Origin of the sequence: Kaistia sp. UC242_56, from assembly GCF_044452255.1 — a bacterium.
GTDB classification, from domain to species: Bacteria; Pseudomonadota; Alphaproteobacteria; order Rhizobiales; family Kaistiaceae; genus Kaistia; species Kaistia defluvii_A.
In genome coordinates, this window is record NZ_JBIOAN010000002.1 from 259031 (window position 1) to 284111 (window position 25081).

The 25081-nt window shown below is 67.7% G+C and carries 20 protein-coding genes and 1 pseudogene; 4 read left to right on the forward strand and 17 right to left on the reverse strand.

The window, feature by feature from the left end; genetic code table 11:
* Positions 1 to 47: 47 nt before the first annotated feature.
* The 9 genes and pseudogenes from ACHMWQ_RS03985 to hemP form a co-directional block, all read right to left on the reverse strand.
* Positions 48 to 977 carry an ABC transporter permease gene (locus tag ACHMWQ_RS03985; RefSeq protein WP_396306468.1) on the reverse strand — a complete coding sequence of 310 codons (930 nt, stop codon included), beginning with the start codon at positions 975 to 977 and terminating at the stop codon, positions 48 to 50.
* Complete coding sequence (locus ACHMWQ_RS03990) at positions 974 to 2626, reverse strand: sugar ABC transporter ATP-binding protein (protein WP_396306469.1); 1653 nt, start codon at positions 2624 to 2626, stop codon at positions 974 to 976. Before ACHMWQ_RS03990 ends, ACHMWQ_RS03985 begins: the two co-directional genes overlap by 4 nt.
* Positions 2623 to 3537: a sugar ABC transporter substrate-binding protein gene (locus tag ACHMWQ_RS03995; RefSeq protein WP_396306470.1), complete on the reverse strand. Its 915-nt coding sequence runs from the start codon at positions 3535 to 3537 to the stop codon at positions 2623 to 2625. Before ACHMWQ_RS03995 ends, ACHMWQ_RS03990 begins: the two co-directional genes overlap by 4 nt.
* 65 nt (positions 3538 to 3602) lie before the next feature.
* Entirely contained in the window at positions 3603 to 4079 is a 477-nt protein-coding gene (locus ACHMWQ_RS04000; RefSeq protein WP_396306471.1) for an FGGY-family carbohydrate kinase, read from the reverse strand.
* 322 nt (positions 4080 to 4401) lie between these two features.
* Positions 4402 to 5154: pseudogene (locus ACHMWQ_RS04005) on the reverse strand (FGGY family carbohydrate kinase); the annotation flags it as partial.
* Positions 5155 to 5260: 106 nt separating this feature from the next.
* Positions 5261 to 6046 carry a heme ABC transporter ATP-binding protein gene (locus ACHMWQ_RS04010; protein WP_396306472.1) on the reverse strand — a complete coding sequence of 262 codons (786 nt, stop codon included), beginning with the start codon at positions 6044 to 6046 and terminating at the stop codon, positions 5261 to 5263.
* An 83-nt stretch (positions 6047 to 6129) separates the two neighbouring features.
* Positions 6130 to 7227 carry a FecCD family ABC transporter permease gene (locus ACHMWQ_RS04015; protein ID WP_396306473.1) on the reverse strand — a complete coding sequence of 366 codons (1098 nt, stop codon included), beginning with the start codon at positions 7225 to 7227 and terminating at the stop codon, positions 6130 to 6132.
* Complete coding sequence (locus ACHMWQ_RS04020; protein ID WP_396306474.1) at positions 7209 to 8207, reverse strand: hemin ABC transporter substrate-binding protein; 999 nt, start codon at positions 8205 to 8207, stop codon at positions 7209 to 7211. Before ACHMWQ_RS04020 ends, ACHMWQ_RS04015 begins: the two co-directional genes overlap by 19 nt.
* Positions 8208 to 8215: 8 nt before the next feature.
* Positions 8216 to 8392: a hemin uptake protein HemP gene (gene hemP, locus ACHMWQ_RS04025; RefSeq protein WP_354553226.1), complete on the reverse strand. Its 177-nt coding sequence runs from the start codon at positions 8390 to 8392 to the stop codon at positions 8216 to 8218.
* A 281-nt stretch (positions 8393 to 8673) separates the two neighbouring features.
* Here hemP and ACHMWQ_RS04030 point away from each other — a divergent pair, with 281 nt between their 5' ends.
* Both ACHMWQ_RS04030 and ACHMWQ_RS04035 read left to right on the forward strand, forming a co-directional pair.
* The gene (locus tag ACHMWQ_RS04030) at positions 8674 to 10779 is read left to right on the forward strand and encodes a TonB-dependent receptor domain-containing protein (protein WP_396306475.1); all 2106 of its coding nucleotides are present in this window, start codon (positions 8674 to 8676) and stop codon (positions 10777 to 10779) included.
* Positions 10780 to 10931: 152 nt separating this feature from the next.
* Complete coding sequence (locus ACHMWQ_RS04035) at positions 10932 to 11243, forward strand: antibiotic biosynthesis monooxygenase (protein ID WP_354553230.1); 312 nt, start codon at positions 10932 to 10934, stop codon at positions 11241 to 11243.
* Positions 11244 to 11321: 78 nt separating this feature from the next.
* Here ACHMWQ_RS04035 and polA read toward each other — a convergent pair whose 3' ends face one another.
* Complete coding sequence (polA, locus tag ACHMWQ_RS04040) at positions 11322 to 14279, reverse strand: DNA polymerase I (RefSeq protein ID WP_396306476.1); 2958 nt, start codon at positions 14277 to 14279, stop codon at positions 11322 to 11324.
* Positions 14280 to 14372: 93 nt separating this feature from the next.
* Entirely contained in the window at positions 14373 to 14909 is a 537-nt protein-coding gene (locus tag ACHMWQ_RS04045) for a hypothetical protein (RefSeq protein WP_396306477.1), read from the reverse strand.
* Positions 14910 to 15144: 235 nt separating this feature from the next.
* Between ACHMWQ_RS04045 and ACHMWQ_RS04050 the strand changes: the two genes are divergently transcribed.
* Both ACHMWQ_RS04050 and ACHMWQ_RS04055 read left to right on the forward strand, forming a co-directional pair.
* Entirely contained in the window at positions 15145 to 17952 is a 2808-nt protein-coding gene (locus ACHMWQ_RS04050; RefSeq protein ID WP_396306478.1) for a PBP1A family penicillin-binding protein, read from the forward strand.
* A 152-nt stretch (positions 17953 to 18104) separates the two neighbouring features.
* On the forward strand, positions 18105 to 18848 hold the full coding sequence (locus ACHMWQ_RS04055) for a DnaJ domain-containing protein (RefSeq protein WP_396306479.1): 744 nt from the start codon (positions 18105 to 18107) through the stop codon (positions 18846 to 18848).
* 126 nt (positions 18849 to 18974) lie between these two features.
* Here the strand turns inward: ACHMWQ_RS04055 and ACHMWQ_RS04060 are convergent, their stop codons facing one another.
* The 6 genes from ACHMWQ_RS04060 to phaZ all read right to left on the reverse strand — a co-directional run bounded on the left by ACHMWQ_RS04060 (position 18975) and on the right by phaZ (position 24958).
* Positions 18975 to 19904 (reverse strand): IS110 family transposase, encoded by a 930-nt coding sequence (locus tag ACHMWQ_RS04060; RefSeq protein WP_396306466.1) that lies wholly within the window; start codon positions 19902 to 19904, stop codon positions 18975 to 18977.
* A 339-nt stretch (positions 19905 to 20243) separates the two neighbouring features.
* Positions 20244 to 21098, reverse strand: coding sequence for a sugar phosphate isomerase/epimerase family protein (locus tag ACHMWQ_RS04065; protein ID WP_396306480.1), 855 nt, complete (start codon positions 21096 to 21098; stop codon positions 20244 to 20246).
* Positions 21099 to 21189: 91 nt separating this feature from the next.
* Positions 21190 to 21951, reverse strand: coding sequence for a M48 family metallopeptidase (locus ACHMWQ_RS04070; RefSeq protein WP_396306481.1), 762 nt, complete (start codon positions 21949 to 21951; stop codon positions 21190 to 21192).
* Between the two features lie 118 nt (positions 21952 to 22069).
* Positions 22070 to 22570 carry a DUF3597 domain-containing protein gene (locus ACHMWQ_RS04075; protein WP_396306482.1) on the reverse strand — a complete coding sequence of 167 codons (501 nt, stop codon included), beginning with the start codon at positions 22568 to 22570 and terminating at the stop codon, positions 22070 to 22072.
* A 152-nt stretch (positions 22571 to 22722) separates the two neighbouring features.
* Complete coding sequence (locus ACHMWQ_RS04080; protein ID WP_396306483.1) at positions 22723 to 23196, reverse strand: DUF2852 domain-containing protein; 474 nt, start codon at positions 23194 to 23196, stop codon at positions 22723 to 22725.
* 67 nt (positions 23197 to 23263) lie between these two features.
* Positions 23264 to 24958: a polyhydroxyalkanoate depolymerase gene (phaZ, locus tag ACHMWQ_RS04085; RefSeq protein ID WP_396309382.1), complete on the reverse strand. Its 1695-nt coding sequence runs from the start codon at positions 24956 to 24958 to the stop codon at positions 23264 to 23266.
* Between the last annotated feature and the right edge of the window lie 123 nt (positions 24959 to 25081).

A 25081-nucleotide genomic window follows, 5' to 3' on the forward strand; every position in this document is an offset into this window, starting at 1 on the left:
TCGATTTTTGGAAAGGTTCGATGAAGATAAGGCGGCAGAAGCCATTCTCAATCGCTGTCGCGACCAAAGTTGCGGACGAGGACGGCGGCGAGGATGATCGCCCCGGTCAGGAGGTCCTGCAGGAAGCTCGGCACGCCGAGGATGGTGAGGCCGTTGGAGACGACGGCGATGATCGCCGCGCCGACCAGCGTGCCCGGAATGCTCGGCTCGCCTTCGCGAAACGCCGTCATGCCCAGGAAGACCGCCGCATAGGCCTGCAGCAAATAACCGCCGCCGCCGGTCGGATGCGCGCTCCCGAGGCGTGCCGTCAGCAGCAGGCCGGCGAGGCCCGCCAGCGCCGCGCAGAGCGCGAAGGCGACGATCATGTCGCGCCGCACCGGCAGGCCGACCAGGCGCGCTGCCTCGCGGTTTCCGCCGATCGCATAGAGGCGGCGGCCGAACTCGGTCTGGTCGAGCAGCAGCCAGAAGACAACCGCCACGCCGATCAGCCACAGCGTCGGCACCGGCACGCCGGCGAGCGTGCCGCGGCCGAGATCGCGAAAGCCGGCCGGAATGCCGGAAAACATCGTCGCGCCGTTGGAGACCCAGAAGGTCAGGCCGCCGATGACCGTGCCGAAGGCGAGCGTGGCGATGAAGCTCGGCACCTTGTATCGCGCGACGAGGAAGCCGGAGATGGCCCCCATCGCCACGGCCGAGACCAGCACCACGATCATCACCACCGGGACTGCGATGCCGGCCGCGAACAGGGCGGCGGCGGCGATGCCGGCCCAGGAGACGACGGCCGAGACGGAGAGGTCGAACTCGCCCAGCACCATGACCAGCGTCGCGCCGATGGCGACGATGGCGAGCAGCGCCATCTGCTGGGTGATGTTGACGAGGTTCGACATCGAGCCGAATGCGTTGGGCGAGGCGATGGTGAAGACGAGGACGATCAGCGCCAGCGCCAGAAGCGTGCCGTAACGGCGAAGAAGGATCATGCGGAGCGTTCCGAGGGCGGCATCTGCTCGTCGGGAGCATGGCCGAAGGCGGCGGCGACGACCGCCGCGCGGGTGAGCGAAGGACCGTCGAGTTCCGCCACCAGCCGTCCGGCATGGAGCACGAGCACGCGGGTCGAAAGGGCGAGCAGTTCCTCGATGTCGCTGGTCGCCATCACTATGGCGGCGCCATCGGCGGCGATCCTGCGCATCTCGCCATGGATCTCGGCCTTGGCGCCGACATCGACGCCGCGCGTCGGCTCGTCGACGAGCAGGACGCGGATCGGGCGGCCGAGCCAGCGGCCGAACAGCAGCTTCTGCTGGTTGCCGCCGGAAAGCGTGGCGGGGGAGTGGTCGAGGCCGCCGGCGACGAGGCGCAGCCGCGCGCCGGTCGCCTTGGCGAAGTTGCGGATTTTGACGCGCGCCGGCACGGCGAGGCGGTCGAAGGCGCGAAAATCGGAGAGGTGGGCGAGCGAGAGATTGCTCTCGATCGAGAGCGCATTGGCGAGGCCCTCGCGGCGCCGGTCTTCCGGCACATAGGCGCAGCCCGCGGCGATCCGGCCGGCCGGTCCATGTCCGGGCACCTGGCCGTTGATGGCGATCAGCCCGCGCCCCGGCGTCGCGCCCCAGATCGTCTTCAGCAGCGACGAGCGGCCGGAGCCGACAAGGCCGTAGAGCCCGACGATCTCTCCCGGCCGCGCCGCAAAGGTGAAGCGGCTGTCGCCGGGCCCGAAGGCGAGGTCGGTGGCAAGGACGGGCTTTTGCGCGCTCGCCCCATTTCTTTCACCTCTCCCTGAGGGAGAGGTCGACGGCGCAGCCGGCGGGTGAGGGTTTACGCCCTCTCCGAAAACGCCGTAAACCCTCACCCGGCCCTTCGGGCCGACCTCTCCCTCAGGGAGAGGTAAAGTACTTGCGTCCCGGCCCGCGCCGCCCGACATCATCGCCACCAGTCCGGCGCGGCTGGTGTCGGCGACGGAGCCGGAGCCGACCGTGCGGCCGTTGCGCAGCACGGTGTAGCTGTCGCAAAGATCGAGCACCTCGTCGAGCCGGTGCGAGATGAACAGCACCGCGCAGCCCTCGGCGGAAAGCTGGCGCACGATCGCGTGCAGCCGCTCGGCCTCGCCCTCGGAAAGGCTGGAGGTCGGCTCGTCCATGACGACGAGGCGGGCTGGCTCCATCAGCGCGCGAACGATTTCCGCCATCTGGCGCTGGCCGGGGGTGAGCCGCGCGGCGGGCTTGTCGAGCGGCAGGTCGGGGGCGATGCGCGCCGCGACTTCGGCGACTTTGGCCCGCATGGCGCGGCGGTCGATGAAGGGCCCGCGCCGGGGGTGGCGGCGGCCGATCCAGGCATTGCCGACGGCGTCGAAATGCGGCACCAGGTTCAGTTCCTGGTGGATGAAGCGGAAGCCGAGCGCTTCCGCCGCGCGCGGGCCGTCGATGGTCACCTCGGCGCCGTCGAGGCGGATCGTGCCGGCGTCCGGCTGGTAGAGGCCGGACAGCGTCTTGATCAGCGTCGACTTGCCGGCGCCGTTTTCGCCGACAAGCGCATGCACCGACCCCGCGCGGAGCGCGAGATCGGCATGGTCGAGAGCTTTCGTCGCGCCGAAATGCTTGACGAGGCCGCCCAGCGCGAGAAAGGAATCCGATGTCACGGGCAGGTGACGCCCAGCGTTTCCGGGGTGATCAGCTTGGCCGGGGCGTAGATCTCGGCCTTTTCCGGCGTCTTGCCGGCGAGGATCTGCGTCAGGCCTTCGGCGGCGAGGCCGGCCATGGCGTCAAAGTCCTGGCTGACCGTGCCCTTGATGTGGCTGCACGCCTTGATCAGCTCGACCGCCTGCGGGTTGCCGTCAATGCCGGCGATGATGATCTTCGAATCCGGCTTGTCGGCCTCGATCGCCAGCTGAGCGCCGATCGCCGGCTCGTCCCAGGCCGCCCACACCGCGTCGATCTGGTCGCCCTGGCTCTTCAGCCAGTTTTCCGTGGTCTTGCGGGCATCGTCGATCGGGCCCGGCACGACGACGTAATGGTCGGCGATCACCTTGATATCGGGATATTTCTTCAGCGCCGCGTCCAGCGCCAGCTCGCGCTGGTGCACGCCCGGATGGGCCGAATAGAAGAACTTGACGATGTTGCCCTTGCCGCCGAGCTTGCCGAACAGGAAGTCGGACAGCTTGGTGCCGAGCTCGAAATTGTCCGAGGTGACGTTGAGCACGACGCCCGGCGCCTTGGCGCCGTCGATGGTGATCACCGGGATGCCTGCGGCGGCGGCCGCGCTGACCTGGTCCTGGATCTGGGTCGGGTCGACGCTGACGAGCACGATGGCCGCGACCTTGGCGGCGACGACGTCCTCGATGCGGCTGGCGAGCTGGCCCATGTCGCCGCGCGTGTCGACGACGGTCGCGTTCCAGCCGGCCGTCTTGGCCTTGTCCTGGAACACGTTGATCATCTGGTTGGTGGCGACCGAGCTCTGATACGGCGTCAACACCGCCACATCGGCGGCGAACGATCCGACCGTCGAAGCCATCAGGCCGGCAAAGGCCAAGCCAAGAATTCCAGCCCGCATTTTATCACTCTCCCCTTGGGTGCGGGGAGAGTGATATCGCTTCCGCTAGCGTCGGCGCAAGCGGATCAGAGCGCCGGATCGAGCGCGGTGGCCAGCGCCCGGGCATGGCTTGCCGCCATGCGATAGGCGGCGAAGCGTCGGGCCGCCCGCTTGGCCCGCTCCTTGCGCGGCTTGACGACGGTCTCATCGCGGATGCCGGCGGTCTTTTCGGTCTTCCTGGCGCGTCCGGCGGTCTTCTTTTCCTCGCCCGCCGGCGCGGCTTTTGCCGCCAGGCCGATGATCGGCGCGATGATGCGGAAGGCGCCATAGGCCGTGACGATGCGGCTCGCCGCCGGCACCGTCACCTTGGCGCCGGTCACGTCGGCGATCAGCTGCGCCACCGTCAGGCTGCCGGCGACGCCGCCGGCGAGCGCGATGGTCGCGGGGCGGATCGGCAGCGCGTCGAGATTGTCGCGGATGGCGTGGGCAAGCCCTTCCAGCACGGCATAAGCCAGCGCTTCCGGCGCATGTTCGCGGTCGAGGCCGAAGAACGCGCCGCGCACGGCGCGGTCGGAGAAGGGGGCCCCGCTCGCCGATCAGGTAGGGCAGGAACAGCGCGCCGGGCGGATTGGCGTCCTGCGTCTTGGCGGCGGCATAGAGCTCGCCGACCGGCTTGTTGGCGATCGCCGCATACCAGTCGATCGCCAATCCCGCCGCCAGGAAGGGCGAGATGACGATCACGTCGGTGCCGACGGGGGCCGCCAGCGTGTAGGCGTCGCGCGGCGGCTTGGCGACGGAATAGGGCATGGTCGCCGCGATCCAGCCGGTGGTGCCGAGATAGGCGTGCGGCCGGTCGTGCTGCTCGCTCGCCGTGCCCCAGGCCGTGGCGCCACCATCGCCCGCGCCGACATAGACGGGAATGCCCGGCTTCAGGCCGAGCGCGCTCGCCGGCTCGGCCAGCAGCGGACCGGCCAGCGCGTCGGCATCGAGGATATCCGGCAGGATCGCCGGCGACAGGCCGATGGCGCCCAGGATCGCCGCATCCCAATGGCGCGCGGCAAGGTTCAGCAGGCCGGTGGTGGTGGCGCAGGTCGGATCGACGACGGCGCGGCCGGTCATGCGATGGATCATCGCGTCCTTGGCGCCGAACAGCACGCGCTCGACCTTGCCCATGGTGTCGATCTCGTGGTTCAGCAGCCAGTCGAGCCGGAACAGGCAGAGCGCCGGCTCGGCCCGGTTGCCGATGCGGGTCTCGAAATCGCCCGGCAGCTGCGCCTTCAGCGCCGCGATCTCCGCCGCCGTCACCCGCGCGTCGCTATAGAGCAAAGCGGGGCGCACGCTGGAGCCATCGCGGCCGAGCAGGATCACGTTCTGCATCGAGCCGGTCAGCGTGATGGCGATCGGCTGAGCGTCGATGGCGAGCGCCTTGACCGCGTCGATGGTCGCCTTCCACCATAGCGTCGGGTCCTGCTCGGCCCAGCCCGGATGCGGCGCCTGGGTGGTGATCGGCGCATCGGCGGAGCGCAGCGTGCGGCCGGCCTCGTCGAACAGGGCCGCCTTCACCGACGAGGTTCCGACGTCGACGATCAGTACCGTGCGCGCCGGCATCGGCTTCTTGGCTGCCATGTTCGAATCCATGTCCGCAGTTTCGGGAGGCGCAATCTAGAGCCTGTTCCGTGGCGATGGAATCGACATGGCGACGCGCCCCTCCCGTTCCGGCAGGTTGTCCGCCGAAAGCTTGGCGTCAGGCGGCGTGGGCGGTGTGCGGCAGGATGAAGGGCGCATCGGTTGGAACGCCGCCGACATGCACGCTGACGCCGAAGACGGCGCGCATCATCGCGTCGGTCAGCACTTCGCGTGGCGTGCCACTGGCGGCGATGCGGCCGGCGCTGACGACGATGATCTTGTCGGCATAGAGCGCCGCGAGGTTCAGATCGTGCAGGATGGCGATGACGCCGCCGCCGGCGCGGGCGAAGTTGCGCGCCGTGTCGAGGGTAAGAAGCTGGTGGCGCAGGTCGAGGCTCGCCGTCGGCTCGTCGAGGAAGAGATAGCGCGGCACGCCGTCGACGATTGGCTCCCAGACCTGGCAGAGCACGCGGGCGAGATGCACGCGCTGCTGCTCGCCGCCGGAAAGCTCCTGGAAGAAGCGGCCGCCAAAGCCGTTCAGATCGACCCGGATCAGCGCAGCGGCAACGCGGGCTGCGCGGTCGGCCGGGCTCAGCGCGCCGCTGGTGCCGAGACGGACGACCTCATGCACGGTGAAGGGGAAGGCGAGCGAGGAGGCCTGCGGCAGCACGGCGCGGCGCTGCGCCAGCTCGTACGGCCGGTAGGCGCCAAGCTTCTTGCCGTCCAGCGTGATCGTGCCGGTCGCCGCACGCAGTTCGCCGGTGACCGTTTTCAGGATGGTCGATTTGCCGGCGCCATTCGGCCCGACCACCGCCGTAAGCTCGCCCGGCGCGACGGTGAGCGAGACATTGTCGAGAATGGCGCGCTGGCCGGCGCGGACGGTGAGGGCTTCAACTTGCAGCATCTCTGCTTCCCGTTTCCTGGGAGAGCGGCCGGCCCACCGGGGGCCGCCGCGTCTCCGTCTTTCATCGCAGGCCGAATGGACGCCTAGAGATCGATCACGCCGCGCTTCCTGAGCAGGATCGACAGGAAGAAGGGCGCGCCGATCGTGGCGGTGACGATGCCGATCGGCAGTTCGGCCGGGGCGACGATGGTGCGGCAGATCATGTCGGCGACGATCAGTAGCGTGGCGCCCAGCAGCGCGGTGGCCGGCAGCAGAGTCCGGTGCTCCGGCCCGATCACCAGCCGCAGCACATGCGGCACGACGATTCCGACGAAGCCGATGATGCCGGCAAAGGCGACCGAGACGCCGACGGCCAGCGCCACGACGAGGATGATCAGGCTCTTCAGGAACTGCGTGTTGAAGCCGAGATGGCGGGCTTCCGCCTCGCCCAGCACCAGCGCGTCCAGCCCTCTCGCGGTAAACGGCATGGCGAGGAACACGCCGATGATGAACGGCGTGGCGAGCAGGATCTTGTGCCAGGTCGCGCCGCCCAGGCCGCCCATGGACCAGAAGGTCAGTTCGCGCAACTGGAAGTCGTCGCTGCGGAAGACGAGATAGGCGGTGATCGCCCCGGCGATCGCGCCGAGCGCGATGCCGGCGAGCAGCATGGTGCCGACCGAGGTCTGGCCGCGCCGCGTCGCGATGGCATAGAGCAGCAGCGTCGTGCCGAGGCCGCCGAAGAAGGCGGCGATCGGCAGCGCGCCGATGCCCAGGAAATCCATCACCGGCGCCAGGAAGGCGCCGCCGAGCACGATGACCAGCACCGCGCCGAGCGCCGCGCCGGCCGAGACGCCGACCAGGCCGGGATCGGCCAGCGGGTTACGGAACAGGCCCTGCATCATGGCGCCGGCCAAGGCCAGCGCCGCGCCGACCAGCGCTCCCAGCAGGGTGCGCGGCACGCGGATGTCGAACAGGATGACGTGGTTGACGGTGCTGATCGCATCGAAGCGGCCGGCGATCGCGTCGGAAAGCAGGCCGGCGACCTCCGCCGTCGACATGCCGGAGGGGCCGACGCAGAGCGAGATCACGCTGACGGCAACGAGCAGGACGACCAGGCTGGCGGTCACCACCCGCGCCCGTCCGCGGCGGTCGCCGGCGACCGGGGCTGTCATGGCGAGGCTCATCAGTCGGCTGCCGGCCATTCGGGAAGGTCGAGCTTCGGATAAAGCGCGTGCGCGAGATCGCGCGCCGCGTCCGCCGTGCGCGGCCCGAAGCCGAGCAGGTAGAGGCCGTCCATGGTGACGAGCGCCTTGTCGCGGGCCGCCGGCGTCGCGCGCAGAGCGGGCGAATCGAACACGACTTCCGGCTTCGGCGGGCCGCTCTGGCCGATCATCATCACGACGACTTCCGGCTCGGCTGCGATCAGCGCTTCGTCGGAAGCCGGCTTGTAGCCCTCGACGGCCGCCATCGGATTGATGCCGCCGGCCATCTGGATCATCGAATCGGCGGCGGTGTTGTGGCCGGCCGCCATCGGCTTGCCGCCGTTCAGGCTCATCAGGAAAACGGCCTTCTTGCGCTCGTTCTCCGGAATCTTGGCGATCGCGGTATCGAGTGCCTTGAACTTGGTGGCCATGGTGCCGGCGAGCTTGTCGCCCTTTTCCGTCTCGCCGAGAATGTCCGCGATCAGGCGTACCTTGGCGAGGATGCTGTCGCCGGTCCGGCGCTCGGGCACGATGACGATCGGCACGGAAGCGGATTCGAGCAGGGTGATGGCGTCCTTCGGGCCGGAGCCCTCGACGGCGATGATCAGGTCCGGCTTGACCGAGAGCACGCCCTCCGCCGACAGCGCGCGCATGTAGCCGACATCCGGCTTGGCGGCGGCCTCGGGCGGATAGGACGAGGTGGTGTCGCGGGCGATGATCCGGTCGCCGGCGCCCAGCGCATAGACGATCTCGGTGATGTCGCCGCCGATGGTGACGATGCGGTCGGTCGAGCCGATCGTGACCTTGCGGCCGGTTGCATCCTCGATCACCCGCTCGGCCGCGACCGACTGCACGATCGCGCCGCAGGTAATGACGATGGCAAAGGCGAGCCCGAACAGGAACGGGAAGCGGCGGCCCGACAGGCGCTCGACCGAGCGGAAGACGCCGAATGGCGAAGGAGAATGCGAGAGCCTCATCATGATCCCGTCTACTTGTTCAGTATGAGCTTGCCGGCCCGCGTGAGGCGCAGCCTGTAGTCTTCGCCGACATGGCGAATGATGATTTCGCGCGTCCCGTTGAGGAGCTCGTCGCTGGAAATCACGCGCGGTCCCGAACCCGGTGCAGGGGTCTCCGGGGCATCCCCGGCCAGTCGTGTCTCGTGCATGTCAGCTCCACCGGATTGCCTGGGTGGCGGCAATTTTGAGTTGTTCTAAACTTGCGAATAATTCGCAACAATTTAGTTGACTGACGTACTCACCTTTTCGTATCTCCGCAAGCGAAAGATCGTCGATGCCGGTTTCGATGCGCTCGGGGGAGCCACGGAGAACGGCAGATTGCCAAGCACGCCAGTGCCGGCCGCCATGCGCGCCCGGACAGCCAGCCAGGCCCATTCAAACCAATGCCTATGGGGCTCGCATGCGTGTTGCTCGACACAAGACTTGGCTGATGGCTGGTACGGCCGCAGCCCTCCTCGCCACATTCGCGGCCACCGCCGCCAAGGCGCAGACCGCGCCGACGCCGGCCGCCAACAGTTCGGAAACCGACGAGGAGCTGAAGAAGAAGGCTGCCAAGGGCGAGACCGCCTTCCTGGCGCCGATCACCGTGACGGGCGACCGGGATGGCTGGAAGAACCCGTTCACGACCCCCGCGCCGATCAGCTCCGCCGGCGAGGACGAGATCCAGCTGTTCGGCCAGCGCAACCTCGGCAACGTGCTGCGCGCCATGCCCGGCACGTTTTCACGCGACAGCATCCAGAATCCGGGCCTATCGGTGAACATCCGCGGCTTCGAAGGTTCAGGTCGCGTCAACACGATGATCGACGGCGTTCGCCAAAACTTCCGTTTCACCGGCCATGAGGCGCAGGGCTTTGCCTATATCGACCCGGCGCTGGTCGCGAGCGTCGACGTCCAGCGCGGCGCGGTTTCGACCGCAGGCGGTGCTGGCGCGCTGGCGGGTACCGCCAATATGCGCACCATCGGCATTGACGATATCCTGAAGGACGGCAAGAACTGGGGTGCCCTGGCGACGCTCACCTGGGGCAGCAACGATGTCGGCTTCTCCGAGATGGCCGCCGGCGCGCTGCGCTCGACCGGCGGCGGCGCGGCAATTGCCGGCGCGATCAGCTACAGCAACCCGGGCGACTACCAGAACGGCGACGGCGTCACGGTCCCTTATACAGGCCAGAACCTGCTTTCCGGCCTGGTCAAGGGCGAGTTCAAGCCGACCGACGACGTGACCGTCAATCTCGGTGCCGTGCTCTACGACAATGATTTCTCGGCCAACAGCTACAACCAGAACGTCAAGTCGAACACCTACACGGCGGGCGTCAACTGGGATCCGGATAGTGAACTCGTCAACGCCTCGGCGCACCTGTACTACAACGATGTCAAGATGGTTTACGACAGCCCGATCACGACGGGCTCCTACGCTGGCCGCAACATCGACGATCAGGGCATCGGATTCGACATCTCCAACACGTCGAATTTCAACCTAGGCGAAGTTCGCGCGAGCGCGATCTACGGCTTCGAGTATTTCCACGACACGGTCGACACCTACAACACGGTCAAGCCCTCCATCGGCGGTGGCGTCAATCCGAGCGGCAAGAGCGGAATTGGCGGTGTCTTCTCGGAGACGACGTTTAGCTACAACATCGTCGATGTGATCGCCGGCCTTCGCTACGATTTCTATACGCTCGACGGCGCCTTCGTCGCGCAGCCCGGCAATGGCGCCGGACTGCCGGCGGGCACTAACGAACTCGACCAGTCGGAAGGTCGCGTCAATCCGCGCCTTACCGTGGCCCTCAACCCGTATGAGTGGCTGCAGCCCTATGTCACTTATGCCGAGACGTTCCGCGCCCCGACCATCAACGAGACGATGCTGGGTGGCTCCCATCCCGGTGGCGGCATCGGCATGGGCCCCAACCCATTCCTCGACCCGGAGATCCTCAAGGGCTGGGAGGTTGGCACCAACATCCGCAAGAACGGGTTGCTGACCGAGAGCGACGTCTTCCGCGTGAAGGCCAACTACTTCTACCAGAACATCGAAAACTACATCACCGCCGGACTGGGCCAGGGCGGTTCTGTGATGTTCGTCAACAATCCGGGTACGTCGACGGTTCAGGGCTTTGAACTCGAGACCGCCTATGATGCGGGCTTCGCATTCGGCAGCATCGCCTACACCTACACCGATACAGACTTGCCTTCGCAGACCAACGGCCTCGGCGCTTCCAGCTACATGCCGGACAACGTTTTCACGCTCACCGGCGGCGCGCGCTTCCTCGAGCAGCGCCTGACCATCGGCGGCCGCGTCAACTATGTGGGCGAGACACAGGGCGGCGAAGCGCTGTTCGGTCCGCAGGCCGACTGGGCTGCCTATACGCTGGTCGACGCGTTCGCGAACTACAAGTTCGACAACGGCCTGGACCTCTCGGCCAATATCACGAACCTGTTTGACAAGGCCTACACGCCAGCTCTGTCGAACATCGCCAGCGCTCCGGCAATGGACACGGGCCGCGGCCGCACCGTCCTGCTGACGGCGAAGATGCAGTTCTAAGCCGGCTCCGAAACCGTCTGCCCGGCGGTGTGGTGACGACGGGCAGGCGCGAGGGGGGAAGGCCGGAAACGGTCGTCCCTCCTCATTTTTTGCCTATCTTGAAGAATCACCCTCTACACGCACCTCATCGGCACGCAAACGGAAGAACGACCATGTACATCGCCATGAACCGCTTCAAAGTCATCAAGGGCATGGAAGCCGAGTTCGAGGAAGTCTGGCGCACGCGCCCGCGCAACCTGCACGAGCTCGAAGGCTACATCTCCTTCAACCTGCTGAAGGGCGCGACCGCCGAGGATCACACCCTCTATTCGTCGCACACGGTCTGGCAGAGCGAAGAGCATTTCGTCGCCTGGACCAAGTCGCAGCAGTTCCGCGATTCGCACCGCGGCGCCGGTGACCGCAAGCCGATGTTCCTCGGCCACCCGAATTTCGAAGGTTTTCAGGCCGTCGAAGGCGTCGTCTGATCCGACGCTGCCTGCCAGGCAGAATTTTGGGCGCGGCCGGTCAGGCCGCGCCCTTCTTGTTTGGGGGAGGGCCCGCCGTTAGTGCGCCTCGTCCCAGTTGTCGGCGGCGCGGGCGTCGACATTGAGCGGCACGCTGAGCGACACGGCCGGCGTCGGCGCGTTCTCCATGACGCGGGTGACCAGCGCCAGCGTGGGCTCGATCTCCGCCTCGGGCACCTCGAAGATCAGTTCGTCATGCACCTGCAGCAGCATGCGCGCATTGAGGCCCGCTTCCTCCAGCGCCGGCTCGACGCGCACCATGGCGCGGCGGATGATGTCGGCCGCCGTGCCCTGCAGGCGGGCATTGATGGCGGCGCGTTCGTTGAAGGCGCGGATCGAGGCGTTCTTCGAGGCGATCTCGGGATAGTGGCAGCGGCGGCCGAACAGCGTCGTGACATAGCCGAGGTCGCGGCAGATCCGCTTGGTCTCTTCCATGTAGTCGCGAATGCCCGGGAAGCGCTCGAAATAGCGCTTGATATAGGCGCCGGCCTCCTCGCGGGCGATCGACAGCTGGTTGGCGAGGCCGAAGGCCGAAATGCCGTAGATGATGCCGAAATTGATAGCCTTGGCGCGGCGGCGCACTTCCGAAGGCATCCCCTCGACCGGCACGCCGAACATTTCCGACGCCGTCAGCGCATGAATGTCGATGCCTTCGGCGAAGGCGTGCTTCAATTGTGGAATGTCGGCGATCTCGGCGAGCAGCCGCAGTTCGATCTGCGAATAGTCGGCCGAGACCAGCTTGTGGCCGGGATCGGCAATGAAGGCAGCGCGGATCTTGCGCCCCGCCTCGGTGCGGACCGGGATGTTCTGCAGGTTCGGCTCGGACGAGGACAGGCGCCCCGTCGTCGTCGCGGCGAGCGCGTAGGAGGTGTGGACGCGCTTCGTCTCGGGATGCACGTAGCCCGGCAGCGCGTCGGTATAGGTCGAGCGCAGTTTCGAGAGCTGGCGCCAGTCGAGGATCTTCTGCGGCAGTTCGTAGCCCTGCTCGGCCAGGTCCTCCAGGATGCTGGCGCCGGTTGCCCAGGCGCCGGTCGCGGTCCGGCTGCCGCCTGGCATGCCCATCACGCCGAACAGGATGTCGCCAAGCTGCTTCGGCGAGCCGACATTGAAGGGCTGACCGGCGATTTCCTGGATCTCGGCTTCCAGCGCGCCCGCCTTCTGGGCGAATTCGCCGGAGAGGCGCGAGAGGATGGCGCGGTCGATCGAGATGCCGCGCCGCTCCATCGAGGCCAGCACCGGAATCATCGGCCGCTCCAGCGTCTCGTAGACGGTGGACATGCCCTCGGCGGCGAGCCGCGGCTTCAGCACCTGCCAGAGGCGCAGCGTGACGTCGGCATCTTCGGCTGCATATTCGCTGGCACGCTCGATCGGCACGCGGTCGAAGGTGACGCGCGCCTTGCCCTTGCCGGTGACGTCGTCGAACGAGATCGGCTTGTGGCCGAGCCATCGCTCCGACAGCGGATCCATGGCGTGCACGCCGCGGCCGGCGTCGAGCACGTAGGAGATCAGCATGGTGTCGTCGAACGGCGCCGTGTCGATGCCGTGGCGGGCGAGCATCAGCCAGTCATATTTGAGGTTCTGCGCCACCTTGAGCACGGCGCGGTCTTCCAGCATGGGCTTCAGCAGCGCAATCGCCACGCGGATGTCGAGCTGGTCGGGCAGGAGCCCTTCCGTGAACAGGCCGTCGCCTTCGCCGCGATGCGCGAGCGGGATATAGCAGGCCTCGTTCGGCGCCACGGCGAGCGAGATGCCGACCAGTTCGGCCTGCATCGGGTCGAGCGAGGTGGTCTCGGTATCGATGGCGACGACGCCGAGCTCGGTTGCCCGCGCGATCCAGGCCCAGAGCCTCTCCTCCGTCCGGATCGTCTCATAGCCGGAATGCGAGAAGGGGATCGCCTTGATCGCGCTCGCCCGGGCGGCGGCGAGGCCGGAAGGCGTCAGCCCGCCAATGTCTTCGAAGCCCGGCTGCGGCGGCGTGGCCTGCGAGCCGAACAGCGAGGCGGCGGTCGCGGCGCGGCCGGCCTCGCGGGCCCTGGCGGTCAGCGCCCCATCCGCCTCGACGCCACCGGATTCGACGCCGGTCGCGGCCGCCACGCGGCCGGTCAGCGTGGTGAATTCCATTGCCTTCAGGAAGGAAATCAGCTGCTCGCCGATGATCGGCCGCACGCCCAGCCGGTCGATCGGCTCGGCCAGCGGCACGTCGCGGTCGAGCGTCACCAGCTGCATCGAGATCCGCGCCATTTCGGCGTGGGCGATCAGCGCCTCACGCCGCTTCGGCTGCTTGATCTCCTCGGCGCGGGCGAGCAGCGTTTCCAGATCGCCATAGGTCTCGATCAGCTGCGCCGCCGTCTTGACGCCGATGCCGGGGACGCCGGGGATGTTGTCGACGGAATCGCCGGCCAGCGCCTGCACGTCGACGACCTTTTCCGGCGGTACGCCGAATTTCTCGATCACCTCGTCGCGGCCGATTGTCTTGCCCTTCATCGTGTCGAGCATGATCACGCCCGGCTCGATCAGCTGCATCAGGTCCTTGTCGGAGGCGACGATGGTGACGTCGGCGCCGGCGGCCACCGCCTGCTTGGTGTAGGTGGCGATGAGATCGTCGGCCTCGAAGCCTTCCATCTCGATCGACGGCACGTTGAAGGCGCCGACCGCCTGGCGGATCAGCCCGAATTGCGGCCGCAGATCTTCCGGCGGCTCGGGGCGCTGCGCCTTGTACTTGTCGTAGAGCGCATTGCGGAAGGTGGTCGCGGAATGGTCGAAGATGACCGCCAGATGGGTCGGCTTGACGCCGGCCTCGTTCGCTTCCTTGAGCAGCCGCCACAGCATGTTGCAGAAGCCGGCGACGGCGCCGACGGGCAGGCCGTCGGATTTGCGCGTCAAGGGCGGCAGCGCGTGGTAGGCGCGGAAAATATAGGACGATCCATCGACCAGAAAGACGTGATCGCCCTTCTGGACGGGGCGGGAAACGATGGCGGGAGCGAGCGTGTCTGACATGCGCGGACTATGCCCGCGAGCATCCGGTTTGGCTACAGCCGGCGACACGATGACAACGCTTCAATTGCCATCGGGCTGTCGGCCGTAACCGGGTCAGCGGGCCTTGGCCGGGCTGGTTGCGACGACGGTGGCGACGGCGAGGCAGGCCGTGATGCCGGTGAGCGCCAGCACCATCTGCATCAGCGGGCCGTCCGCCATGCCGGCGGTCGCCGCGATGGCGGCGATCAGAGCGAGGCCGCAGGCGCCGCACAGGCTGCCGAGCCGCTCGCGGCCAAAGGCGGCGACGACGGCGCGCAGGCTGCCGGCGGTGAGCAGGCCGAAAATGACGAAGGCAGCGTAGAGCGCCCAATCCTCGGAAGGCGGCAGCAGCGGGCCGAAGGGCGCGAAGCCGGTCAGCGCGGCGACGCCGAGGATGGGGCGGCGCGACAGGGTGGTGACGGTTGTGGCGGCGAGCGCGCCGCACAGATAGAGCAGGGCGCAGAGCGCGATCGGCGTCAGCGCCGCCAACGTCGCTGCCGGCTCCAGCGGCGTCTTGCTGCCGATGAAGAGGACGAGCGTGGTAGAGGCTGCGAGCGTCGCGGCGATCTGCATCGTCGCCTGCTGCGCCGTCTGTTCGATCCACTGTGCCATTGCCGTCTCCCTCGCTCGATCCGTCACTTAACGAAGCATTATCCATCTTCGTTCCCGGGCGCTGTTACGGGGGTCACACGCATGCCGCGGCCGGCCGCTCGGCCCTCTCGCGGCGACGATCCCGGTTGGCAACTGCCGATTCCCCTGAAATCGCCGTATTCATGGAGCATTCGGGCCGCTAAACATGCGCCCCCGCGCACCCTATCGGCCCTTTGGACTGGAAGACGAAACAGGCATGGCGAGACCGCCGCGGAGCGAACGGATCGAACCGGTGCTCGACAAGCCGCAGGACCCGGACGAAGGCGAATTCGACATTCGCCTGGGCGCCGACGACCGTCCGGCCGGGGGTTTCGCGCCCCGTGCGCCGCGCGAGCGGGGCGACCGCGATGCCGAAACGCGCAGCGAGCCGGGTTTCGGCGCCGTCCGTGGCGAGCCGGAGTTTGGCGCCGAGCGGCAGGAGCCCGGATTTGGCCCCGCCCGCAGCGAACCCGGTTCCCGCAAAGCCGGTGCCACCGAACGGCGCGAGCCGGGCCTGGCGCTGGAGCGCACCGGCCGCCGGCGCGAGGCGCCCGAGCCGGAACCGGAAGCCGCGCCGCGCGCTGCGCGGGAGCGGCGGGAGCCGGAACTCGGCGCCGCCGATCGACGCGGCCGCCCGCCCGAGCCCGAGCCTTTCGAAGACGACATAGAGGATGCGGAATTCATCGATCTCGGTGAAGATGACCCCATGGCCGATTCCCGACGCTCCAAATCGCGCCGTAGCAAGGCGCCCGCCCGCAAGAAGGCGCGTTCCGGCGGCCGCAAGCGGTCTTCCGGCGGTTCCGGCATCGGCAAATGGGTCCGCCGCGGCATCAAGTGGACCGTGATCCTGATGTTCTGGGGCACGATCGCGCTGGCCGGCGGCATCGCCTGGTATGCGACGCAATTGCCCTCGACCGCCAACTGGTCGGTTCCCAAGCGCCCGCCCAACATCAAGGTTCTCGCCAATGACGGCACGCTGATCGCCAATCGCGGCGATACCGGCGGCGAGTCGGTGCGCATCGAGGAATTGCCGCCCTATCTCAGCCAGGCCGTGATGGCGATCGAGGACCGGCGCTTCCAAAGCCATTTCGGCGTCGATCCGCTCGGCCTGCTGCGCGCGGCCTATGTCAATTTCCGGTCCGGCTATGTCGTGCAGGGCGGCTCGACCGTCACGCAGCAGCTGGCCAAGAACCTGTTCCTGAAGCCCGAGCGCACCATGGATCGCAAGATCCAGGAAGCGATCATGGCGATTTGGCTGGAGACGAAATACTCCAAGGCCCAGATCATGGAATCCTACCTGAACCGCGTCTATCTGGGCGCCGGCGCCTATGGCGTCGACGCGGCGTCGCGGCGCTATTTCGGCAAGTCGGCGCGCGACATCTCGCTGAAGGAGGCCGCGATGCTCGCCGGCCTGCTCAAGGCGCCGTCGACCTATGCCCCGACCTCCGACCCGGCCGCCGCCAATTCGCGCGCCAATGTCGTGCTCGGCGCCATGCGCGAGGCCGGCTTCATCACCGCCGACCAGGCCAAGCAGGCCGCTTCGATCACCATCAAGGCGCAGTCCGAGGGCGAGGGCGGGGCCGGCCGCTACGTCGCCGACTGGGTTGCCGATCTGGTGCCGGAAGTCGTCGGCGCGCTGGACCAGGACGTGATCGTCGAGACGACGATCGATCCGCGCCTGGAGGACATGGCCGGCAAGGCGCTGACCGAGGCGCTCGACAAGAGCGGCAAGTCGTTCGGCGTGTCGCAGGGCGCGCTGGTGGCGGTGGACGGCACTGGCGCGGTGCGCGCCATGGTCGGCGGCCGCGACTACAAGCAGAGCCAGTTCAACCGGGCCGTCGACGCCAAGCGCCAGCCCGGCTCCGCCTTCAAGCCCTTCGTCTACCTCTCGGCGCTCGAATACGGCATGGTCCCCGAAACCGTCCGCGTCGACGAACCGACCCGGATCGGCAATTGGGAGCCGAAGAACTACGAGAAGATGTACAAGGGCCCGGTCTCGCTGCAGACCGCGCTGGCGCTTTCGATCAACACCGTCGCCGTGCAGCTCGCCAATGAAGTCGGCCCGGACCGCGTCATCAAGACCGCCGAGCGGCTCGGCATCACCTCGCCGCTGCAGCCCAATCCCTCCATCGCGCTCGGCACCTCGGAAGTGAGCCTGCTCGAGCTGACCGACGCCTATGTGCCCTTCGCCAATGGTGGCTACAGCGCCAAGCCGCATGTCATTGCGCGGGTGAAGAACGTCGCCGGCAAGACGCTGTACGAGCACCCGTCGGTCAAGGCGACGCAGATCATCGACCCGCTCTATGTGGGCATGATGAACAGCATGATGACCGACACGCTGGCGCGCGGCACCGGCCGCAAGGCGGCGATCGCCGGCTGGCAGGCGGCGGGCAAGACCGGCACCACCAATGATTCCAAGGACGCCTGGTTCGTCGGCTATACCGCCAATCTCACCACCGGCGTCTGGCTCGGCAATGACGATTCCAAGCCGACCAAGCGGATGACCGGCGGCAGCCTGCCGGCGCAGATCTGGAACCGCTTCATGACCGAGGCGCACAAGGGCGTCACCGTCGCGGCGCTGCCGGGCAACTACGCTTACCGCGATCCCGCCGAGACGGCGCAGGACCTCTACCAGAACGGCCAGTATGTCGGCCCCGAGCAGGGCGGGCTGGTCGATGAATATGGCCAGGTCGTCGGCAGCGGCGCGCCGCCGCAGCGGCAGCCGGCCTATGAGCAGCCGCCGGCCAATGGCCAGCCGGCGCCGCAATATCGCGACCCGCAGCCGAGCCAGCCCGATTATGGCGGCTATAGCGACCCGGAATCGCCCGATGGCGGTTGGAACGATGGCGGCGATTATCAGGCGCCGCCGCCCGGCGCCCGCATCTACCGCGATGGTGATCCGTCCTATGGCGTCGAGCGTGGCGGGCCGGTTCCGCCGGCCGGCGTCGGCGAGGATGGCCAGGCCGGCGTCTACCAAGCGCGCCCGCACCGCCGCAATCTGCTCGATCGCCTGTTCGGCGGCTGATCCCCTCGATCGTCCCCGGCCGCCCATGGCGGCGGTGGACATTGCCCGTCAGGCGTGGATAGTGGCGACGCGCCGGTTGGCGTTGCTTCGTTCACGGCTCGCCGCTCCCGATCGGGAGAGGCCGGGCACCCTGCCCAGGGAGTTCTCCGGCCATGGCCGACAGGCGCAAACTATACCGCGAGCTGGCCGTCGAACCGGACGCCACGCCCGCCGAGATCGACAAGGCCTATCGCCAGCGCGCCCGCGCCGCGCATCCGGACGCCGGCGGCACCGCCGAGGCGTTCCATGCGCTGAGCCACGCCTATGCGATCCTTTCCGATCCCGACCGCCGCAAGGCCTATGACGAGACCGGCTATGAGGGCGAACTCGCCGTCGACGATATCGTCGGCCGGGCGATGGAGCGCATTCACGCGCTGGTCGCCTCGGTGCTGGAAAGCGACCTGCCCTTCGAGGCGGTCGACCTGATCGCGCCGATCCGCGACACCCTGACCAAGCAGAAGGCCGATATCGGCGTCGGCATCCGCAAGCTCGAGCGCCAGGCGAAGCGCGCCGAGGCGATGGCCGCCCGCTTCCGCAAGCGCGAGGGCGACAACATCATCCGCAAGGTGCTGGAGCGCCGCGCCGCCGATACGCGCGAGCAGGCGGAAAAGACCCGGCGCGAGGAGACGATCTTCGCCAAGGCGATCGAATTGCTCGCCGATTATTCGTTCGATTTCGAGCCGCCGGCGCCGCCCAAGGCCGAAAAGCCGCTCGAGCCCGCCCGGCCGGCGCCGGTCGCCAGGCCCGCCGAAGTCGCGAAGCCGGCCGAGCCGGTCAAGCACGCGGAAGCCGCCGCCCGCCCCGAACCGCCCAAGCCCGGCGCCACCAAGCCCAGGACGCTGAACCTGGTTCGTTAAGGGGCAGGGATTTTCCGGGGAAGCTCTCTTCGGGCTCTCCAACGCGCCCCTTCGCGCGCCATGGTAAACGCGCCCGGCCGGGTGTGCTCGGTCGTCATCCCGGGCGAAGACCCGGCAACTGTGTGGTCACGGGTTGAATGAGAGGTGTTGTCGGAGCATGGCGTTGGCGATGACTAGGATCTTTCTGGCGATAGCGATGAGGGCGACCTTGGGTGGCTTTCCGGCGTTGATCATGCGTCGGTAGGCGTCTGCGAAGCGTTGCTCGATCCGGGCGGCGCAGACGGCTGCCATGTAGAGGGCCTCGCGGACGCGCCGTCGTCCGCCGTGGATGCGGCGACTGCCGCGGAACTGACCACTGTCGACATTGTAGGGTGCCAGGCCAGCCAGCGCGGCGATGGTCTTGGGAGAGCGCTGGCCGAGTTCGGGCAGCAGGGCGATCAGCGTGGCGCTGGCGACGGGGCCGACGCCGGGGATTGAGCGCAGCCGCGCCTCAGCACCGGCGAGATCGGCCGAGGCCTTGATGCAGGCCTGAATGGTGCGCTCCAGCGCCGCGATGCGGATGTCGAGCCAGGCCAGGGTCTCGCGGATGTCGTCGGCGATCTCGTCGCTGCATCCCTGCCGTCGGGTGCGTTCCTGCTTGCGCATGGCGACGAGCTGGTCGCGACGCTTGTGCAACTCCGCCAGACGGTTGCGCTCCGGGGAGCGCGGCTGGCGGGGCGCGGGACGAAGCGTCTGGGCCATGGCGGCGAGCATGCGCGCATCGATCCGGTCGGTCTTGGCGAGAACGCCGGTGGCGCGGGCGAAGTCACGCGCCCGGGCCGGATTGACGCGAACGAAAGCGATGCCGGCCTCTGTCAGGGCCTGAGCGAGGACCCGGTCGTACGGACCGGTCGCCTCGAACACGACGAGGATATCGCCATGCCGCCAAGGTTCGAGCCTTTGCGCGATCGCCTCGGCTTGATTGGCGATGCGTTCGGCCACGCCCACGGCGCCGTCGAACAGATCCAGATGGGCTTTGGAGATGTCGCAACCGACAAAGCCAGGGTGTATCTTCATGATGCCTATCCCTGTGCTGCGAGGTCCGTCACCACGGCCTCGATCAACTGTTCAGGCTTGGGTATCGAAGCAGGCGGACGAGGACCGGGCCGGCTCACGGTCTCGAAGACCAGGGATCCAACGATCTCTCGTCCGCCACCCCATCATCGCACAGCTTCAACACACAGGGATCCATACGCTCGAGGTTTGTCGGAGAGAGGCTGTCCAGGGCTTGCCTGGCCGGTGTTCATGGGTCCCGGCCTTCGCCGGGACGACGCAGGGTTTCACCTACAGAAATCGGCCATCGTCTAGGTTGGCCAAGGCGTTGTCTCGAGGAAGAGCTGCGCCCCCAACGGCCTCTCAGCTGACGCTGGCGCGGACGTTCTCGTAGTGGCGGCGGATGAAGTCGCGCTCGAGCAGAAGATTGGCGAACTCGTCCTCGTCCGGGCCGTCATAGATCAGCGTGTAGGGACCGCGAAAGCCGGCCGCGTCGGCCGCATCCAGACAGCGCCGGTAATCCTCGGCATGCAGGATGCCGTTGCTGAAATCCGCCTTGGCGTGGCAGCAGGTGGCGAGATCGAAGATCGCTTCGAGATCGGCATATTTGGTCGGGCCGGACCAGTTTCCGAAATCGCCGTTGAGCGTCACCGTCTCGTCGAGCCGGTCGAACAGATAGCGCAGCTCGCGCGGTCCGGGCAGCAGCTCGTACCAGTTTTCCGTGACGATCCGCACGCCGCGCGCCTCGCCATAATGGCCGAGACGGGTCAGCCCAGCGGCGCTGAGATCGAGCGCGTCGCGGGTCGGCGGCGCCCGGCCGGCGATGACGCGGGCCTGTTCGGCGCCGAACAGCGCCGCCGTGTCGATCCAGCTTTCGATCCAGGCGAGATCGCGCTCTCGGGTCGTGGGATGGGTGATGTCGCCATATTCTATCAGCAGGGTCTGCAGCACGACGCCGGCCTTTTCGAGCGCCGCCTTGAACTGGTCGGCATAGTCGGCGTCGCGGCTGGGCAGGTGGAACGAGCACAGCTCGATGCGGCCGATATCGAGCGCGGCGACGGCGGCCGGCAGGTCGAGCAGGTCGAGCCGACCGGGGCCGAAGGTCGGCTCGGGCGCCAGCGCGACGTCGTGATCGGGACGGTTCGGATAGGTGAGGCCAAGCGCCCGGTGCAGGCTCCAGCTCGATACGGCCAGCGCCGGTGACTTTTCGGCAGACATACGCTCTCTCCGTCCCATTTTTCGCTGTGATCATAGCGGGTGGCGGCGTGTCCGGGAATGACCGGGCGTCCCGCCGGTCAGGCCGGGCGTTTCATTCCGCGCCGACGGCGTGCAGCGATGCGCCGTGGCGGACCAGCCAGGCTTTCGCCTCGTCCATGCCGGGGCAGATCGAGGCGACATGGCGCCAGAAGCGCGCCGAATGGTTCATCTCGCGCATATGCGCCACTTCATGCGCGGCGAGATAGTCGAGCACCGCCGGCGGCGCCAGGATCATCCGCCAGGAATAGGCGATCGTGCCGGAGGAGGAACACGAGCCCCAGCGGCTGGTCGGGTCGCCGAGCCGGATGTTCTTGACCGTGACGCCGAGCGAGGCGGCATGCCGCGCCGTCGCCGCCTCGAGGTCGCGCCGCGCCTCGCGCTTCAGGAAATCCGTGACCCGGCGGGGCAGGTGGTCGATTTCGCCCGGCACGAGAAGCTGCATCTCGCCGTCGCTCTCCTGCAGGCGCACGATGCCGCGCCCCGGCCTGTGCAGGATGCGCACCGGCACGCCGCGCAGCGGGATCGAGGCGCCGTCGGCGAGCGGAGTGGGCGCGGGGAGGGCGGCGAGCCGCGCCTGCAGCCAGCCGCGATTGCGGTCGAGAAAGGCGCGCGCTTCCGAAAGCCGGCCGCGGGCCGGGATCGTCACCACGGGCTCGCGCACGGATCCGCGCAGGCGCAGCGTGTAGCGGCGGGCGCGTTCGTTCCACAGCAGCGTGACGCGGACCATCTCGCCGTCGATCTCGACATGAAAATGGTCCGGCTTGGCGACGCTGGCGCGTGCAGGAGTGCCGGTGAGGCGCTGGAAAAAGCCCATGGACTGTCAGTCGGATGATTCGTCGGCATTATGATGGCACGAAACCGCCGCCGCCCGGAAAGCGGCGCGAACGCAAAAAGGCCGCGCGGGGGCGCGGCCTCTTCGAGCGTTGGGGCGCTCAATCCTTGAGATCGTCCGGCACCTTGCCGCCATTCTCGGCCAGCTTCTTCATCACCGCCTTGTGCAGCCACATGTTCATGGTGGCGGAGTCGTTGGGGTCGCCGGTGTAGTGCAGTTCCTTGGCCAGTTCCTTGCGCGCCGCGATGCTGCTGTCGAGATCGAGCAGCTTGAGCAGGTCGACGATCGACTTCTTCCAGTCGAGCCTGTCCGGCGACTTGGCGGCCATCGCTGACAGCACGGCGCCGACATCGACATTCGCCTGCGGCGCGGACGCCTGCGCACCACCGCCGGCTGCGGGCGCCGGGTTGACGCTCTGCGGCGTCGACGTCGTGGGGCTGGCGGTAGTGGTCGTACCGGCCGGTGCCGGGCTCGTGCCGCCGGGGACCGGCGCGGCGGGGGAGGGCTGTGACGTGGGCGCGCTCGTCTGCGGCGCGCGCTCCGAAGCCTGTGCTTCGCCGCCCTTGAAGATCTTGTTCAGAATCAAGCTGAGTCGGCTCATGCTTCGCATCTCCCGTTTTTGATGGACCTGAAGCATCAAGTCCCGGAGGGACAAGACGGTTCCGCCGGCGCGGCGGCCATGGGGGGGCGAGGCCGCAATGAAAAAGGGCCGCGCCTTGCGGCACGGCCCTCGTCGTTAGTATCCGCCGTCGATTAGAGATCGATCACCGGGCCGGGACCCTTGTCGCCCGTCGCGGGCGGGGTCTGGTTGCGGCGAGCGGCGGCGCGCTCGGCGGCGAAGCGATCGAACTCTTCCTGGTCGCGGGCGCGACGCAGGTTCTGGACGAAGGTTTCGAATTCGGCGCGTTCTTCATCGAGCTTGCGACGCTCTTCGTCGAGCCGCTTCAGTTCGGCTGCGCGATAGGCGTCGAAGGCGGAATTTCCGCTCTCGCTGCGATGTGCGCCCCATGACGTCTCACGCCGGCTCTGCCAGCCGCAGCCGGAAAAGGAGCGCTTGAAGTCGTTGCGCACTCCCTCGGCGTTGCGGCGGAACTCGGGTAGCCGGTCGCCCCAGATGATGTAGGCGAGCATGGCGAGGCCGAGCGGCCAGAACACGAAGAAGCCGAGGACCATCAACGCGATGGTGAGCGGCGTCCATCCCGGACGCAAGGCCTGAGTATGAGACATTGAACCTTCCTCTCTCGCACCCCCAGCATCGGAAGTGGGAAGAGGCCGATCGCGATTCAAGAAGAATCTAGTCTGCGGACGCTGGGGCAGGTTCCGGGGTCGGCGACGCCTGTGCCGTCGCTTCCTGCACCAGGGCCTTGGCCTGCTCGATCCACTTTTCGCGCGCCACCCGGCCGCGCAGTCCAAGCCGCGCATCGAGCGCGGTCTGCTGCTTCACGGTCAGCCGGGCGATCTGGGCGAAGCGCGTGAATCCGGCCGCGTTGAGGCTCGCCTCCAGCTTCGGGCCGATGCCGGCGATGCGCTTGAGATCATCGGCCGGCTCGGCCGGCTTGGCGGCGGTCGGCTTGACCGGAGCGGCTGGCTTGGCCTTGGCTGGCCGCGCTGCGGCCGGCTTCGCGGCGTCGGATTTGCGCGCGGCCGGCGTGACCGCCGGCTTGGCCTCGGGCTCCGCCTTGGCGGCGGGGGCCTTGGCAGCGGGGGCCTTGGCAGCCGGGGCCTTGGCGCTCGCGCCATTGGCGGCGCGGTCGCGATCATGCGTCAGCACAAAATCGCTGATGCGCGGCGCGATCTCGGCGCGGAAGCGCGAGCCGTTGAAGACGCCGTAATGGCCGACCTTGGGTTGCATGTAATGCGCCCGCATGTCGTCGGGGATGTTGACACACAGATGCTGCGCCGCCTCGGTCTGGCCGACGCCGGAAATGTCGTCATTCTCGCCTTCGACGGTGAGCAGCGCGACATTGCGGACGGCGGTCAGGTCGACGGGCACGCCGCGATGGGTCATCGTCCCCTTCGGCAGCGCGTGGGTGATGAACACTGTCTCGACCGTCTGCAGGTAGAACTCCGCCGTCAGGTCCATGACCGCGAGATATTCGTCGTAGAAGTCGCGATGCTTGGTGGCGCTGTCGCCGTCCCCCGCGACCAGATGCTTGAACAGGTCCTGATGCGCCGTGACATGGCGGTCGAGGTTCATGCTCATGAACCCGGAAAGCTGAAGGAAGCCCGGATAGACGTCGCGCATGCAGCCGGCATGCGGGAACGGCACCTTCATCACGACATTCTCGGCGAACCAGTCGAGGCTCTTGCCCTGGGCCATCTCGTTGACGGCGGTCGGATTGATTCGCGTGTCGATCGGGCCGCCCATCAACGTCATGGAGCGCGGCGCGAATCGGTCGCCCGCGGCTTCCATCAGCGCCACGGCGGCCAGCACCGGCACGGCCGGCTGGCAGACCGCGACCACATGCACGTCGTCGCCGAGGAAATGCAGCATCTCGACCAGATAGTCGATGTAATCGTCGAGATCGAAGCTGCCATCGGCCAGCGGCACCATGCGGGCGTCGATCCAGTCGGTGATGTAGACGTCGTGGCGCGGCATCATCGCCTCGACCGTGCCGCGCAGCAGCGTGGCGTAATGGCCCGACATCGGCGCTACGATCAGCAGCTTGGGATCGCGGCGCGGCCGCTCGAGCTGGCGTTCGAAATGAATGAGGTCGCAGAAGGGCTTATGCCAGACGACATGCTCGGTGACGGGCACGCGCATGCCGCCGACCAGCGTCGTCGGCAAGTCGAAGCTGGGCTTGGCGTAGCGGCGGGTCGTCCGTTCGAACAGCTCCAGGCCGGCCTGCCAGTTGCGGCCCAGCGGCGTCTGGCTCATCGGGTTCAGCGGGTTCTTCAGGAGCAGGCCGAACATGTCAGCGGCCGCCCGCATCGGCGACATCGCCGCATGGTTCAGCTCGTAGAGCTGATAGTAGGATAAGGGACCCATCATGCCGTCCACCTGCCGCTCCGCGAAGGGATCGGACCGGCCGGGTATTCCGTCGGGCAGTAAGGGCGGCGGCCAGCCTTGTGCATTGCAATATGTAAGAACGATTATAGCCCTGATGCAAGA

Coding starts and splice junctions, on each gene's coding strand:
- ACHMWQ_RS03985 (WP_396306468.1), bottom strand. CDS start 977: ATGATCCTTCTTCGCCGTTACGGCACGCTTCTGGCGCTGGCGCTGATC.
- ACHMWQ_RS03995 (WP_396306470.1), bottom strand. CDS start 3,537: ATGCGGGCTGGAATTCTTGGCTTGGCCTTTGCCGGCCTGATGGCTTCG.
- ACHMWQ_RS04010 (WP_396306472.1), bottom strand. CDS start 6,046: ATGCTGCAAGTTGAAGCCCTCACCGTCCGCGCCGGCCAGCGCGCCATT.
- ACHMWQ_RS04015 (WP_396306473.1), bottom strand. CDS start 7,227: ATGGCCGGCAGCCGACTGATGAGCCTCGCCATGACAGCCCCGGTCGCC.
- ACHMWQ_RS04020 (WP_396306474.1), bottom strand. CDS start 8,207: ATGATGAGGCTCTCGCATTCTCCTTCGCCATTCGGCGTCTTCCGCTCG.
- hemP (WP_354553226.1), bottom strand. CDS start 8,392: ATGCACGAGACACGACTGGCCGGGGATGCCCCGGAGACCCCTGCACCG.
- ACHMWQ_RS04030 (WP_396306475.1), top strand. CDS start 8,674: ATGGCTGGTACGGCCGCAGCCCTCCTCGCCACATTCGCGGCCACCGCC.
- ACHMWQ_RS04035 (WP_354553230.1), top strand. CDS start 10,932: ATGTACATCGCCATGAACCGCTTCAAAGTCATCAAGGGCATGGAAGCC.
- polA (WP_396306476.1), bottom strand. CDS start 14,279: ATGTCAGACACGCTCGCTCCCGCCATCGTTTCCCGCCCCGTCCAGAAG.
- ACHMWQ_RS04045 (WP_396306477.1), bottom strand. CDS start 14,909: ATGGCACAGTGGATCGAACAGACGGCGCAGCAGGCGACGATGCAGATC.
- ACHMWQ_RS04050 (WP_396306478.1), top strand. CDS start 15,145: ATGGCGAGACCGCCGCGGAGCGAACGGATCGAACCGGTGCTCGACAAG.
- ACHMWQ_RS04055 (WP_396306479.1), top strand. CDS start 18,105: ATGGCCGACAGGCGCAAACTATACCGCGAGCTGGCCGTCGAACCGGAC.
- ACHMWQ_RS04060 (WP_396306466.1), bottom strand. CDS start 19,904: ATGAAGATACACCCTGGCTTTGTCGGTTGCGACATCTCCAAAGCCCAT.
- ACHMWQ_RS04065 (WP_396306480.1), bottom strand. CDS start 21,098: ATGTCTGCCGAAAAGTCACCGGCGCTGGCCGTATCGAGCTGGAGCCTG.
- ACHMWQ_RS04070 (WP_396306481.1), bottom strand. CDS start 21,951: ATGGGCTTTTTCCAGCGCCTCACCGGCACTCCTGCACGCGCCAGCGTC.
- ACHMWQ_RS04075 (WP_396306482.1), bottom strand. CDS start 22,570: ATGAGCCGACTCAGCTTGATTCTGAACAAGATCTTCAAGGGCGGCGAA.
- ACHMWQ_RS04080 (WP_396306483.1), bottom strand. CDS start 23,196: ATGTCTCATACTCAGGCCTTGCGTCCGGGATGGACGCCGCTCACCATC.
- phaZ (WP_396309382.1), bottom strand. CDS start 24,958: ATGGGTCCCTTATCCTACTATCAGCTCTACGAGCTGAACCATGCGGCG.